Genomic DNA, 14,040 nt, shown 5'->3' with positions numbered 1-14,040 from the left:
TTGATGGCGTCTACCATGAGGCAAGTTCGCTTCCCTCTGAAATTAAAGCTTCTGACAGTAATGATTGTGCTCATTGCGGCTTCACTGATCGTGTTTGTCGGAATTGCATTGAAGACTTTCAAGGAAGATAAATCCGCCTACATCTTTGAAACACTCCTCTCAGAAGCGTCTTCAGAGCAGATTATCCTCTCTCAGAAACTGGGAGATGGAACATTCAAAATCAAAAATTCAAATTTAGTTTTCAATGACGCTGATCCCGTCCCTCTTTTAAAAGAACAACTCGAGAAAGAATCGACTTACGATGTAAAAATTGTAATTCCTGAACAAACGAGCTTCCTCCAGTGGAAAAATGGAAAGCTATCGCAAGTCTCTCCTCTTGAAGCCGAACTTTTGACCGACATCACAAAACAGTCCATTAATCAGGCCGTAAAAGAAATTAAACTCGATGGAGTGAAGTATCTTTACGCCTATGACTACAATCCTCAGCTTAACTACATCTATGTCGTGATGCTCTCGCAAGAGAAGGCCTTCTCAGTCACACAATACTTGATTAATAAATCCATGCTCTATGGTGTGTTCATCCTTGGTATGGCCATGCTCTTATCTGTTTTCCTGGCGAAACCACTTACCGCTCAATTGGAAACTCTTTTTGGAATGACCCAGGAAATTGCCAAGGGTAATTTCACCAAGCGCGTGTCGATTAAAGGTAGTGATGAAGTTGGCGCACTTTCAGATTCAGTAAATGATATGGCCGATAAGATTGTCGTATTCATGGAAGAGATGAAAGAGAAGGCCCGTTTAGAAAATGAAGTTCAAGTAGCGCAATTAGTTCAATCATCATTTTTTCCAACTGACTCGCTTTCAGATAATGTCCTCTCAACTCACGGTCACTTTGAACCGGCCACTGAGTGTGGTGGTGACTGGTGGGGATTTTATGATCAAGGAGACTGGCGAGTGTTCTTTATTGCGGATGCGACTGGACATGGCGTCCCCGCGGCCCTTTTAACGGCAACGATCAACTGCTGCAAAACCTTGCTCGGATTTATTCAGGAAACTCGACCACAGATTCTCTCAGAGCCAAATGAAATTCTGCGCTTCATGAATCAGGCGGTTTGCGGGGCCGGTAAAGAGATTCAGGTGACATGTTTTGTTGCCAGTTTCAACCGGAAGACCCACGAGTTTAAGTTTTCAAACGCCTCTCATACTCCTCCACTCCTCTTTAACGGGGGTCAGGCAGAGCTCGGAAAGGACAACTTTCAGCCACTTATCGAGGCAAATGGTCCAAGATTAGGACAAAAGCTAGACTCAAAATTTGATTGTGAGACTTTGAATCTCAAGACCCATGATACTATCTTTTTCTATACAGACGGCTTAACAGAAGCAGAGAACGCTGAAGGCACCCGTTACGGTGAAAGACGTCTGATCAAGTCTTTAGTCCAGCATGGACTAGGATCACCGGAAGAGATTATCAAGGGAGTGATGGGAGATTTTCAGGTCTTTATTTCAGACAAACCAAAAGATGACGATTTAACGGCCGTATCAATGAAGGTAATCTCATGAATGCGCATGTTGCAGTTTACGCCAAAGACCCGAAGGTTTTCGAACAACTGAAAAGTTCAGCTAACTCAACTCATTTCATTGTTCACGATGCTCCTGATCTGAATGAATATAAAGAAGATCACTTCGTTGTTTGCGACGTTGAGACCTTTAAAGAAAGAATGGCAGAATTTAAGGCCATCAAGAAACAATTCCTCTATGTCCTCTCCAGTGGCACAGATGAAGACAATATGAAACTGGTGGAACAGCATGAACTTTATCACCTGGTAGGTTTGAACGAACAAATCTATGGCACAGAGATCATGTGTAGTTTCAAAAAAACATTTGAGAAAAAGATCTGGGGTCTAAAACCCTATATGGGTGATGATTCTGACATCAAGATCATTTCTTTGTCAGACTCAAAACATACTAATGAAATGATCCAGGATGCTCTCGGGAACTTTGATTTCCAAGATTATTTCTCTTCACCGATTGAATACATTCAGGTGATGGCAAACGAACTGATCTCGAACTCTCTGTATAAGGGACCGAATAAAAAACGACAAGAACAGGGCCTTGATAGCGTTGACCGCAGAAGCCCGGTGTTCCTGAAGGGTTCGGATCTGGTGCAGGTAACTTTGGGTATGAATGACATGGGTGTTGCCCTTTCAGTGCAAGACTCATTTGGTGGACTCTCTTACGAGCTTCTAATTGCAAGCTTAAAACGAAGCTTCAATGAAAAGACCGTGATGGAGAAGAAAGATGGAGCAGGTCTGGGTCTGTACTTGACCTTCCTTCATAGTAATCAGTTCATCATTAACTACCGCGAGAATTTCCGCACAGAAGTTTTGTGCATTATTGATAAAAACAAACGTTACAAAAACTATAAGCAACGTATTCGTTCATTTCATTTCTTTCAAGAGGTACCCGGTGAAAAGACTAACGATAAATAAGCAGATCTTACAAGATGAATTGAACGTCGAATTGATTGGTTCAATTGATGAAGATGCAGACTTTAAAGAGCTTATTGGTCTTGAGCAAAAAACCATTTCGTTTGATTTCGATAAGGTCTCAATGATCAACTCTTGCGGAATCCGCGAGTGGATCAAGTTCATTGAGAAAATTCCTGAGTCGACCCATATCATCTATAACAATTGTCCACAGATCATCATTGAACAAATCAATATGGTCCATGGTTTCTTCCGTAAGGGAGCTTCCATTAACTCTTTCTACGCTCCTTACTTCTGTGAGAAGTGTGACAAAGAAAATAAAGTTCATCTGAAAGCAGATCAGGTGAAAAATCGCAAGGCCCCAAAAATGGAGTGCCCGAAGTGTGGTGATGAGATGGACTTTGATGCCATCGAGGCCCAGTACTTTAGTTTTCTAGGGAAAGTATGAACGATTTTTTGGCCTTTGATCATTTATTTGACCCTGTAGTGGTGATGAACCAAAAGCAAGAGCTGGTTTATTTTAATAACCAGGCGAGCATCTTTTTTAAGCTTCCTCCTCGCGTATTAAAGCAAAAGAATCACCTGATCCAACTTTGTGATTCAGTGGGTTTTGATATTGAGGACTGGCTATCAAAGGCTCTTTTGAGTTTTGATGTTTTGATTTCTCCGGAAATCAAAATGACCCTCCCCCATGACCCTGAGACTGAGTACTTCATTATTTTGAAGCTGGTACCAGTGCAATCGGACAAGGGAGCGAATTTTGCTGTGATTTTCCACGATAAGACAGTGGAAACCAATCTTCACAGCAAGTATCGTGATCAATTAGAGGAACTTAAAAAAACTCATAGCCAGATTCTTCAGGCCGACAAACTTACGACTCTTGGGGAATTGACCGCCAATATTTCCCACGAAATCAATAACCCACTTACGATTGCCGCCGGCCACTCTGAAATCATTAAGGACTACCTGGGTTCTGCTAATCTAGCGACAAAAGTGGATCGTTTAAAGAGTGCGAACCAGACGGTCCTTGATTCACTTGAACGCGTGAATCAGATCATCAAAAACATGAAAGACTTTCTTCACCAGAGTGAAGAACAAAAAGAATATTGTGATTTGGCCAATATAGTGGAGGCCTCAATTGAATGGATCGGCCCTACTGCAAAGAAGGCCAATGTTTCAATCGAAAGAGATTACCGTGAGCATCCAGTGGTTCTCGTTAACCGAATTAAGCTTGAGCAAGTGGTTATTAACCTCATTAAGAACTCGATTGATGCCATCTCAGAAACGGGAGTCCCTAACGGAATTATCAAGATCACTCTTTCTAAGTCAGATACGGATCAACAAACTTACCTAGACATTGTTGATAATGGCCCGGGCATGCCAGAGGCCATTAAGCAGAATCTTTTCAAGCCGTTTCAATCGACCAAAGATGTTGGTAAAGGAACAGGTCTGGGACTTTCGATTTGTGCCAAAATCATTGAGTCTCACCGTGGGCGTCTGGAACTCATGGATTCACAGAAAGGCTGTCACTTCAGAATCAGACTTCCTCTGATTGAGGCCTACAGTTACACGAGAAATGATAAGTCACTCACCGGTAAGAAAGATCAGAAACGTATCCTGGTGTTGGATAATGAAGTTCAGATTCTGAACGTGCTTAATACTTTTATTGCTGATGCTGGATATGTTTTCATTGGATCATCTGATCCCCATGATGCCCTATCCTTCTTACAGAAGGCCGACATTGACCTCATCGTGACTGACTTCCACATGCCTATCATGACTGGTAGTGAGTTTTCGTATAAGGCCCGTGAAATTGGTTACCAGGGCCCGATTCTTTACATGACGAGCTCAAAGTTTATTGAACAGTTCAATAAAGATAAGAAGGACCTCGATATCGGTGGTCTCATTATCAAACCATTTAGTCGCGATGACGTGATGAAGACCATTGCTTTATCCTTGAAGCCCAAGGAGAGCAAAGAATGAGTGCAAACACAAAAAGACCACAGGAAATGAATATCCTGGTGATTGATGATGAAGAAAAAATCTGCGAACTCATCAAAATCTTTTTGGAGTCCGCATTTCCTTTTCATTCAGTTGTTGCCGCACCTAATGCCGCTCAGGCCATGCAGAAGTTTCTGAACCAGGAATTTGATCTGGTCATCATGGATCACGTGATGCCAGGTAAATTAGGTATTGAGTTCATCGAGCAATTAAGAAACTCAGTGAAATACAATAAGCTCAAAATCATTTTGATTTCTGGTTATCTGCAACAAGAAGACGTACTGGCGGCGATTCAACTAAATGTGAAACACATTATTGTGAAGCCCTTTACTCGCCAGCACCTTATTCAACAAGTGTCTGACATTCTCAAAATTAATCCTGAGGTTGAGACAGATTAATGGATCTAAAGCTCCTATTAGCTGTCTCTTCCCTACACTTTCTGGCCCTCGTTTCTCCCGGCCCTGATTTTGTTCTTACCGTCCGCAATGCTCTCCAGTTTGGTCGCAATATGGGATTTGCCACGGCGGTCGGTTTTGGAATGGGGATTGCTCTTCATGTAAGTTATGCCGTGGGCGGAGTCGCGATTCTCATTCACAAATTTCCGCAGATTTTTGAGTTCGTAAAAATTCTCGGGGCCTTGTACTTAATCTGGCTGGGTCTTTCTACGTTGTGGGCAATCCGAAACCCCAAGGCAGTGCATGAAGTGGTCGCGGAAAAGAAAGTTCAAGAGCAGACATTGATGACGGGTCTTCGTCAGGGTTTTCTTACTAACATTCTTAATCCCAAAGCAACTCTCTTCACCTTAGGATTATTCACTTCCATTATTCCACCCGAAACTAATCTACCAACTCTTATTGCGTGCGGTGTGAATATGAGTGTCCTCACTGTTCTGTGGTTTATGGTGGTGAGTGTTCTTTTTAGTACGAAGAATGTGAGGATGGGATATCTCACAGCGGAACGTGGGATTAATTTCGTGTTTGCGATGTTTTTTTTGTTCGCGGGAACAATGATTATTTTGAAATAAAAAAAGGAGAGGCGAACCTCTCCTTATGTTTGATTTTGATTAACCGGCCTGCGATGCCAAGTGATCAGAATGACCACGCTTACCTGTTCTCGGAGCGCGATGATTTTCGACTCCCGCTGTTTTCAGTCCTGTTAGATTCGCAAGACTCGTGATCGTTGCCGTTAAATTTTCTGTAGATTCATCCAACTCCGCCGCCGCAGAAGAAATCGTTGAAGAAGAAGCAGCGTTACTTTGAGTCACGTGATCCAGCTGGTTCATGGCCTGAGAAATTTGGCTCACACCATTACTTTGCTCCACACTCGCCGTCGCAATTTCATCGTTAAGGCTCGCAACCTTATTTACTGAATCCACGATTTTCTTTAAGACAGTTGAACTTGATTGAGCAACATTTTGACCTTGCTCAATTTGAGTCACAGAGGCCGAGATGAGATCCGAAATTTCTTTCGCTGAAGTCGCACTTCTTTGAGCAAGACTTCTTACTGCATCTGCCACAACCGCAAAACCTTTACCTTGTTCACCAGCACGAGCGGCCTCAACAGCTGCGTTCAGAGCAAGTAGATTGGTTTGGAAAGCGATATCGTTGATGACCGAAATAATTTCCTCCATCTTTTTTGATGAAGTCACAATTTCGTCCATTGAATTCATCAGAATTTTGATTTCCTGACTACCCTCTTCAGCTGCGGTCTTAGAGATATTAGACAATTCAGAAGCAGACTTAGCATTTTCAGCGTTGAGCTTGATCATGCTTGAAAACTCTTCCAGAGAAGCCACAGTTTCTTCCAGAGATGCCGCAGATTCAGTTGAAGCTGCCGAAAGCTCAGAGCTCGCACCTGAAAGATTGGAAATTAGTTCACGAATTTGAGAATAAGACTCAGTCAGAGATTCAGTTTGTTGTCTGATACCATCTCTTAATGCTCTAGAAGCTAGATACATTGTAAGAGATAGACCGATGATCATGACTGCAATACTTCCCAGGGCAAGGTTTGCATAAACCTGAGCAGAAGAAACTAACGACTCAATACGTTCATCCAGTTTTTCCTCGAAAGCTTTAACCGGTTCAGCAATATACGTTAAGTACTGGTGGTACTTATCATCATGCATGAGCTTTCTCGCCATCTCGAAATCAGGATCTTTCTTCACTGTAAAGTTACCAGAAGCGTCCTGAAATAATCCTTTGGCTGCATTCATGGCGATTGTTTCAGTTTGAACCAGATCACTTGAGCGCTTTTGTGCTTCATTGAGAAGTTTGAATTCTTCTTCTGTGAAACCCGCATCTTTCATGCGCTGAGTACCAGAAATTTTAGATCCGTCCGGGCGAGCCTTTTCACCATTACGAATGGCGATGATATCAAAATATTCTTGTTCATATTTTGAATCTCCCGTTACTACGAATGTACGTGCTGCTTTCGTCAGCCCCGCAGATTCATTCTTAAACTCTTGGGCCAATCTCAGAGAGAGTTCTTTTGTTTCATACGAATTTGTAAGCTGCTTCTGGTAGTAGAAAGAAGTGCTAAGACACACGTACAAAGCAATAATTAAACCGATGGAACAGGCATTAAGCCATTTTACTTTCGAAAAAACATCCATGTTGAATACCTCACGTTTTCTTCGATCATCATATCGGAACAAAAAAAATTCACATCAGGAATCCTTAAGAAAAATTAAAAATTAAGGTTGGCCTCTAGGGGCCAGTGCAGAAACCAAACGTTTGTTTGAAGTTAATCGGTTAATTTTTGCCTACTACCAAACCCTATCCCTGCGCGATGAGAATCTCAAAATCACTCAAAAAAGGAATTACTTTTGAACTTTAAAAAGAAATCACTGTTGCTGGCTGGATTAATTTTTTCTAATGCTTATGCATATGAAGTTGAAGGCCTCAAGGTAAGTGGTGAGGCCGCATTTGATTACAACTTAGTCTCAACAGGAGACGAGGCAATCCCTGCAGCAGGAGGGGGAAAAGATAATCAATATCGTTTCAACTACGCCCAATTACTTCTGAAAAAAGATGTCGAAAAACTATCTTTCTTCAGCCGACTTTTTTATCTACCAACGACCTATGATACGAATGGAAATCAAAACACTGCCAATCTTGGTGTGCTTTATCAACTCGAAGTTTTTTATAAACTATCTCCTAAATTGGACATTGGATTTGGTCGTTTTCTTACGACAATGGGTTATGAATCACCATTCAGAACAAACAATCTAACTTACAACTATACCATCTCACGACAAACTCTTTATCCAGGTTATGCAGATGGTTTGAGAGCGAGATATTTCGCGCACAAATACCTAACGGTAAATTTATCTTCTTACAACCGTTTTGCTAACAGCTCTTTCGGAGATGACAACAGCACTTCAAAGGCGACTGAGATTTCATTAACGGGAACTGTTCAAGACTTTACTTGGTTTGCGGGTTACATCACTTCTCGAGATACGAATGCGACTGAAAAAGTGGATAACACAGGAGCAAGTGTTTGGTTCTCATATAAGTTTTGGGAGAATTTTAATTTCGTGGCTACTTTTGAGAATCGTACATCGGACACTAAAGACTCTGCTCTTCTCTACACTCAGTCGATTTCAGGAACCCTCGGCTACACAATGGGCATTCATAATTTTGCCGCGAGATATGAACATGTAACAGGTGCAGATAATATTAATGCCATCAACGGTGCGGCCGATTTTAAAACTGCCAATCGCGTGAATTCAATCACGCTTACAGACAAAATTGCCATTGATAAGAACTTAAATCTTTACCTTGAATACCGAGGCAATCATGCAGATGATAAGGCCTTCGTAAAAGATTCTGGCAGCACGGTAAGTGATGCTTCAATGTTCACCATCGGTGCCATCGCACACTTCTAAAACAAAAGGCCCCAAACGGGGCCAATTTTCTAATTCAAATAAAAAAAGGCCCCATTGCTGGGGCCTTCCGGATAGTTAAGCGAGAAGAGTAACACCTACATAGTACTGATAAGGCATTGGTTCAATCGACTTGTCTTTAATGGCCGACTTAACCTTACGCTCAATCTGGTGCTGAATAAGTTTGATCTGAGCAGAATCGCCTTCTAGGCTTAGTTCCACTTCCTGATCGCTTACCTTTTTAACAAGACCTGTGATCTCGTTATTGCGGGTGATATTGAAGATATCCCCTAGGCTTTCGTTATTAAAATTTCCACGATAAGTAATTTTTCTAGCAATCATATCGTCCTCTTACTTAGAAATCATTTTTACGAAACTAATAATCGCTCTTGGGAAAAGACCGAACTGTAGTGTCGCAGCAGCTGATAAGAAAGCGGCCAAACCAGCGCCTTTAAGACCCTGGTAAGTAGCAGCTTCAGAAGTTGTATCTTTCATGAACATATAAACGATCACGCGTAGGTAGTAGTAAACCGAAACTACCGACGTTAGAACCGCGATCACAACCAGAGGAATTTCTCCGGCGTAAACCGCTGAACTGAATAGACCGTATTTCGCGATGAAACCTGAAGTAAGTGGGATACCGGCCATAGAAAGAAGGAACAACGTGAAGAATGTTCCTAGAACCGGGTGCTTTGCCCCCATGCCTGAAATCTGATCGAAAGTAAGGTCTTTCTGGTTCTTCTCTTCGAATTGAGAAATAACCGCGAAAGCACCAAGGTTCGCCACAGCGTAGAAGAACAAGTAAAGAAGAACCGACTGAGCAGACTCTTCACCAAGTTTCATCGCGTATAGACCAAGAAGAAGGTAACCAGTGTGAGCGATTGTAGAGAAAGAAAGCATACGTTTAATTTCATTCTGAGAAATCGCAACAAAGTTACCGTAGATCATTGAAGCAGCGGCGATTACGTAGATTGTTGTTTCAAACCACTTTAGCGCCACGATGTTGTCAACGAACACTAGGTTTTGGCAGATACGAGCAAGGGCCATGAAAGCTGTGAACTTAACTGCAGCACCCATGAAGCCCGTTACGTTTGTAGCAGCACCTTGATAAACGTCAGGAACCCATCCGTGGAAAGGAACCGCACCAACTTTGAAAAGCATCGCCACTAGTACCATTCCAAGACCAACGTAGAAAATGAACGATGGCTCGTTATGAGCTAGAAGGAACGTGTTGATCGTACCAAGTTGGAAAGAACCAGTTGCTCCGAAGATAAGAGATGATCCATAAAGAAGGAAAGCAGAAGCTAGACCACCAAGGATGAAGTATTTAAGACCAGCTTCAGCTGAGAAGCGGCTTGAACGTCTCATTGCCACCATGATGTAGATCGCTAGAGACATGATCTCAAGGGCGATGAACAAGAACAGAAGGTGCTGAGTCGACATCATCAGGATCATACCCGCTGTCGAGAACTGGATAAGAGCGTAGATCTCAGAAAGAAGACCTTCTTTCTTATCTTGTCCGTAAGTCAGAACAACCGCGATCAAAGCAAAGCCAGTGGCCATCGCTGCAATCGTTTTTGTGAACGGGTTAAAGATCAGAGTTTCACCAAGGATTGAAATGTCTGAGATCGTTGCTGTCGAAGCGTATACGAACAAGCAAGAAACCAGAGATACAAACGCCACACCAAAAGCGAAAGTGTGACCTTTCTCTTTATGGGTACCAACAATTAGCGACAAAATCGCGCCAACTGCCAGGATGAAAAGCGGAGTTAGGCTTAATAGCTCAACACCACTAAGTGGATTTAGAGGAAAAACTTCATTTAGTAGCATATGTACCTACTTTCTGAATAAGAGTATTCGAGTAAACATCAAGGGCAGCGTCTGATTTCCAGAAGAAAGTTTTCGGGAAGAAACCAATTCCGAAAACGAACACTGTCAGAACGCCCATGGCGATAATTTCTCTGCAGTTAAGATCGTGAAGGTGTTCAAGATCCGTACGAGTTTTTGGTCCAAGCATAACCATCTGGTAGGCCTTAAGTGCGTAAACCGCACCAAGAATTACACCAGTTCCAGCGAATAGAACGAAGAACGGGTGAACCTGGAAAGCACCAAGAAGAATTGGGAACTCCCCAACGAAACCGTTCGAACCAGGAAGTGCTACTGAAGAAAGAGTCATGATCATGAAACCAATCGCCATCAGAGGAACAACTTTCGCAAGTCCACCGAAGTCTTCAAGGTTACGAGTATGAAGTCTTTCATAAAGGAACCCTACTACCATGAACAGACCGCCGGCAGAAATACCGTGGTTGATCATTTGGTAAAGAGAACCAGCAATTGCAATTTTCTGGAAAGAGAAAAGACCAACTACGATGTAACCCATGTGAGAAACTGAAGAGTAAGCAACCAGTTTCTTGAAGTCTGTCTGAGCGAGAGCACAGAAAGCACCATAGATGATGCCGATTACACCAAGAGCGATAAACACACTCGAGAAGTAGTGGGCAGCTTGAGGAAAAAACGGAATCGCGATACGCATTAGACCGTATGTACCCATTTTAAGAAGAACTGCGGCCAGGAACACTGAACCAACAGTTGGAGCTTGTACGTGAGCATCCGGAAGCCAAGTGTGGAAAGGAACCATTGGAACCTTGATCACGAAGGCAAGAGCGAACGCAAGGAACAGTAAGCTTTGTGGTGAAGTAAGTGCAGCACCAAAAGAAGAACCGTCAAAAGCAAAACTAAGGCCAGAAAGAGTCTCGTAAGCAGCAGATGGAGTTCCATTGCCTTCAGCAGACGTCTTAATCAACCAGAAGATCGCCACAAGCATAAGAAGTGAGCCCACCATTGTATAAAGGAAGAACTTCACAGTTGCGTAGATACGATCTTTACCACCCCAAATACCGATCATGAAGAACATCGGGATTAGAACCACTTCCCAGAAGAAGTAGAACAAGAAGAGGTCAGCTGAAAGGAACGTTCCGTACATACCCGTTTGAAGGGCCATGATACACATAACGAAGAACTTCTCTTTCTTAAGCTGAGCACCGTGAGAAAGATCAGGCCAAGTTCCTAGGATAGCAACCGGACCAACGAATGCAGTAAGCATTACAAGTGGAAGGCTGATACCGTCGATTGAAACGAGATAGTTAATCCCCCACTCCGGAAGCCAAGGCACCAGGTGAGTCAGTTGAGCTCCAGCAACTCCACCATCGAAACGAGAGTAGAGATAAGTAGCAATAAGCGCACTTACTAGCGTTTGAACTAAAGCGATCTTACGAAAAAGATGCTCCATGCTCTTTGGTAAAATCATTACCAGGAACGCGAAGAGAAGCGGCGTAAAAATGATCCATGAAAGTAAGCAAGAATTTTCCATGTCAATATTCCTTAAACCAGTACTTTAAAAATGAAGAGCGCTACCAGGAGTACTCCTCCTAGCATCATCAGTCCGTATGTCTGAAGGTCACCAGTCTGAACCGCACGAAGAGTCGAGCCAACTGCACGAACTCCGCGACCTAGACCGTTAACGGCACCATCAACAACATACTTATCAACAATTCCGGCCGCGAAAGCTGAGATCTTCTTAACTGGGTTTACAACGATTACGCCGTAAAGCTCATCAATGTAGTACTTGTTAGAAAGAAGTTTCTGAACCGGAGCAAGACCGCTTACGAGATCAGAAATGAATGTGATCTTTTTAAACAGCGCTACCCCACCGAAGAATGAAGCGATGGCGATCACTGAAGATCCGGCCATAACTACACCCTCGTGAAGAGGCATTTTCACACCAACCAGAGGAAGGTGCTTCGCTGGAACCACTGGAGCTAACCAGTGAGATAGGAAGTGAGGCATGTGTCCAAGGTAGTCACCTAGTAAGTGAGGAACACCAAGGAATCCACCAAACGCCGCAAGGAAGGCAAGAACGTAAAGTGGGAAAGTCATAAGTGCTGGTGACTCATGAAGGTGATGTTTCACATCATGAGACATTCTCTCTTCACTGTAGAAAGTAAGAGACATCATACGACCTGTATAAATCGCAGTTAGAGCAGCTGTTAGAACACCTACAAGGAATAGGTACGAAACGCCGCCAGGAAGTGCGATTGAAGAATAAAGGATTTCGTCTTTTGAGAAGAAACCTGAGAAGAACGGAATACCAGAGATAGCAAGTGACCCGATAAGCATTGTGAAATGCGTATGAGGTAAGTACTTCTTAAGTCCGCCCATCTTCGTCATATCTTGTTCACCAGAACAAGCGTGGATCACTGAACCAGAACCTAGGAACAGAAGCGCTTTAAAGAAAGCGTGAGTCATTAGGTGGAATACTGCAGTTTGGTAAGCACCAACACCACAAGCAAGGAACATGAAACCAAGTTGAGAAACAGTTGAGTAAGCAAGAACCTTCTTGATGTCGGTCTGAGCGATGGCAATTGAGCCAGCGAACAGCGCTGTGAAAGCACCAACGTGCGCGATGACTTCAAGAGCAACCGGAGAAAGCTCGAACAGAGGGTTCAGACGAGCGATCATATAAACGCCAGCAGTTACCATGGTAGCAGCGTGGATGAGAGCAGAAACCGGAGTCGGACCGCTCATCGCATCTGGAAGCCAAACATATAGAGGAATCTGGGCTGATTTACCTGTAGCACCTACGAAAAGGGCCAAACAGATAAGAGTCACTGAAGGCATGATACGAGCAACAACTGTTGGATCAGCAAGCATCGTATTGATTTCAGTCAGAGATAGAGTTCCTAGTTCGCGGAAAAGAAGGAACATACCGATTAGGAAACCAAGGTCCCCTACACGGTTAACTACGAAAGCTTTTTTACCTGCGTTCGCTTTTTCAGTATCTGTGTACCAGAAACCGATCAGAAGATATGAACAAAGACCTACACCTTCCCATCCGAAGAAAAGAAGTGGAAGGTTGTTACCCATAACGAGAAGTAACATACAGAAACAGAAGAGGTTCAGGTACGAGAAGTAACGACCAACACACTCTTCATCGTGCATATAGCTTGTTGAGTAAAGGTGAATCAAAGTTCCTACACCTGAGATGATCAGAACCAGAATTCCTGAAAGCTTATCGATACGAAGTTCGAAAGGGATATTCAGACCACCGAAATCAAACCACTGGAACACGTAAGTATAAACAGCAGGATTTTCAGAAGTTGATCCAGTCAGTTGTGAGAAAGCGATACAGCCCATCACGAAAGACAAGAAAATGAAGAAAGTGGCGAAACCACCGGCAACATTTGGATCAGTCTTAGCAAAGCCCTTAAGCTTTAGCGGGAGAACCACACCATTGATCATGAAACCGATCAAAGGCGAGATTAAAATAAGAAGTGGTAGCAGGGAGTTCATCGTTTCCACGTTCATTATCCTTTAAGAGTTGTTGCGTTTTGAGTTTTGATCGATCCGAAGTTACGGTAAAGGTTTACCAGAATCGAAAGACCAACTGCTGATTCTGCCGCCGCAAGTGCGATCACGAAAAGCACCTGAAGCTGTCCATCAATCATTGAATTCGTCTTCGAGAAAGCGACCAGTGATAAGTTGGCAGCGTTAAGAAGAAGCTCGATCCCCATAAGCACCATAATAGTGTCACGACGAAGAAGAACTACTAGCACACCCATTGTGAATAGGAAGGCGGCCAAAAGCTGAATGTATAATTCGTTTGTCATATTA

The 14,040-nt window shown here is 43.1% G+C and carries 12 protein-coding genes and 1 pseudogene; 7 read left to right on the top strand and 6 right to left on the bottom strand.

The annotated features are described in order from the left end of the window. Positions 1–3 precede the first annotated feature (3 nt). The 6 genes from SOO65_RS05435 to SOO65_RS05410 are packed head-to-tail and all read left to right on the top strand — an operon-like array spanning position 4 to position 5,511. Positions 4–1,560 (top strand): SpoIIE family protein phosphatase, encoded by a 1,557-nt coding sequence (locus SOO65_RS05435; RefSeq protein ID WP_321398132.1) that lies wholly within the window; start codon positions 4–6, stop codon positions 1,558–1,560. Then, positions 1,557–2,489 (top strand): hypothetical protein, encoded by a 933-nt coding sequence (locus SOO65_RS05430; RefSeq protein ID WP_321398130.1) that lies wholly within the window; start codon positions 1,557–1,559, stop codon positions 2,487–2,489. The genes SOO65_RS05435 and SOO65_RS05430 overlap by 4 nt, the downstream gene beginning before the upstream one ends. Next, positions 2,467–2,934, top strand: coding sequence for a hypothetical protein (locus SOO65_RS05425; protein ID WP_321398129.1), 468 nt, complete (start codon positions 2,467–2,469; stop codon positions 2,932–2,934). Before SOO65_RS05430 ends, SOO65_RS05425 begins: the two co-directional genes overlap by 23 nt. Further along, positions 2,931–4,469 (top strand): hybrid sensor histidine kinase/response regulator, encoded by a 1,539-nt coding sequence (locus SOO65_RS05420; RefSeq protein ID WP_321398127.1) that lies wholly within the window; start codon positions 2,931–2,933, stop codon positions 4,467–4,469. Before SOO65_RS05425 ends, SOO65_RS05420 begins: the two co-directional genes overlap by 4 nt. Beyond that, the gene (locus tag SOO65_RS05415; protein ID WP_321398125.1) at positions 4,466–4,885 is read left to right on the top strand and encodes a response regulator; all 420 of its coding nucleotides are present in this window, start codon (positions 4,466–4,468) and stop codon (positions 4,883–4,885) included. The genes SOO65_RS05420 and SOO65_RS05415 overlap by 4 nt, the downstream gene beginning before the upstream one ends. Continuing rightward, positions 4,885–5,511: a LysE family translocator gene (locus SOO65_RS05410; protein WP_321398123.1), complete on the top strand. Its 627-nt coding sequence runs from the start codon at positions 4,885–4,887 to the stop codon at positions 5,509–5,511. The genes SOO65_RS05415 and SOO65_RS05410 overlap by 1 nt, the downstream gene beginning before the upstream one ends. Positions 5,512–5,550: 39 nt before the next feature. Here SOO65_RS05410 and SOO65_RS20775 read toward each other — a convergent pair. Next, positions 5,551–6,159, bottom strand: a pseudogene (locus tag SOO65_RS20775) (methyl-accepting chemotaxis protein); the annotation flags it as partial. A gap of 1,176 nt (positions 6,160–7,335) precedes the next feature. On the opposite strand from SOO65_RS20775, the gene SOO65_RS05400 reads away from it, so the two are divergent. Beyond that, positions 7,336–8,373 (top strand): outer membrane beta-barrel protein, encoded by a 1,038-nt coding sequence (locus SOO65_RS05400; RefSeq protein WP_321398119.1) that lies wholly within the window; start codon positions 7,336–7,338, stop codon positions 8,371–8,373. A 75-nt stretch (positions 8,374–8,448) separates the two neighbouring features. Here SOO65_RS05400 and SOO65_RS05395 read toward each other — a convergent pair whose 3' ends face one another. The 5 genes from SOO65_RS05395 to nuoK are packed head-to-tail and all read right to left on the bottom strand — an operon-like array spanning position 8,449 to position 14,036. After that, positions 8,449–8,712, bottom strand: coding sequence for an acylphosphatase (locus SOO65_RS05395; RefSeq protein ID WP_321398117.1), 264 nt, complete (start codon positions 8,710–8,712; stop codon positions 8,449–8,451). A gap of 9 nt (positions 8,713–8,721) precedes the next feature. Next, complete coding sequence (locus tag SOO65_RS05390) at positions 8,722–10,200, bottom strand: NADH-quinone oxidoreductase subunit N (RefSeq protein WP_321398115.1); 1,479 nt, start codon at positions 10,198–10,200, stop codon at positions 8,722–8,724. Then, positions 10,187–11,740 carry a complex I subunit 4 family protein gene (locus SOO65_RS05385; RefSeq protein ID WP_321398113.1) on the bottom strand — a complete coding sequence of 518 codons (1,554 nt, stop codon included), beginning with the start codon at positions 11,738–11,740 and terminating at the stop codon, positions 10,187–10,189. Before SOO65_RS05385 ends, SOO65_RS05390 begins: the two co-directional genes overlap by 14 nt. A gap of 11 nt (positions 11,741–11,751) precedes the next feature. Continuing rightward, positions 11,752–13,734 carry an NADH-quinone oxidoreductase subunit L gene (gene nuoL / locus SOO65_RS05380; RefSeq protein ID WP_407676988.1) on the bottom strand — a complete coding sequence of 661 codons (1,983 nt, stop codon included), beginning with the start codon at positions 13,732–13,734 and terminating at the stop codon, positions 11,752–11,754. After that, positions 13,734–14,036 (bottom strand): NADH-quinone oxidoreductase subunit NuoK, encoded by a 303-nt coding sequence (nuoK, locus tag SOO65_RS05375; RefSeq protein ID WP_321398111.1) that lies wholly within the window; start codon positions 14,034–14,036, stop codon positions 13,734–13,736. The genes nuoL and nuoK overlap by 1 nt, the downstream gene beginning before the upstream one ends. Between the last annotated feature and the right edge of the window lie 4 nt (positions 14,037–14,040).

The organism is Peredibacter starrii, assembly GCF_034259205.1.
GTDB lineage: Bacteria > Bdellovibrionota > Bacteriovoracia > Bacteriovoracales > Bacteriovoracaceae > Peredibacter > Peredibacter starrii.
The sequence above is the reverse complement of the archived record's forward strand: the minus strand, read 5'-3'. Positions and strand labels throughout refer to the sequence as shown.

Coding starts and splice junctions, on each gene's coding strand:
- SOO65_RS05390 (WP_321398115.1), bottom strand. CDS start 10,200: ATGCTACTAAATGAAGTTTTTCCTCTAAATCCACTTAGTGGTGTTGAG.
- SOO65_RS05415 (WP_321398125.1), top strand. CDS start 4,466: ATGAGTGCAAACACAAAAAGACCACAGGAAATGAATATCCTGGTGATT.
- SOO65_RS05385 (WP_321398113.1), bottom strand. CDS start 11,740: ATGGAAAATTCTTGCTTACTTTCATGGATCATTTTTACGCCGCTTCTC.
- nuoK (WP_321398111.1), bottom strand. CDS start 14,036: ATGACAAACGAATTATACATTCAGCTTTTGGCCGCCTTCCTATTCACA.
- SOO65_RS05435 (WP_321398132.1), top strand. CDS start 4: ATGGCGTCTACCATGAGGCAAGTTCGCTTCCCTCTGAAATTAAAGCTT.
- SOO65_RS05420 (WP_321398127.1), top strand. CDS start 2,931: ATGAACGATTTTTTGGCCTTTGATCATTTATTTGACCCTGTAGTGGTG.
- nuoL (WP_407676988.1), bottom strand. CDS start 13,734: ATGAACGTGGAAACGATGAACTCCCTGCTACCACTTCTTATTTTAATC.
- SOO65_RS05410 (WP_321398123.1), top strand. CDS start 4,885: ATGGATCTAAAGCTCCTATTAGCTGTCTCTTCCCTACACTTTCTGGCC.
- SOO65_RS05395 (WP_321398117.1), bottom strand. CDS start 8,712: ATGATTGCTAGAAAAATTACTTATCGTGGAAATTTTAATAACGAAAGC.
- SOO65_RS05430 (WP_321398130.1), top strand. CDS start 1,557: ATGAATGCGCATGTTGCAGTTTACGCCAAAGACCCGAAGGTTTTCGAA.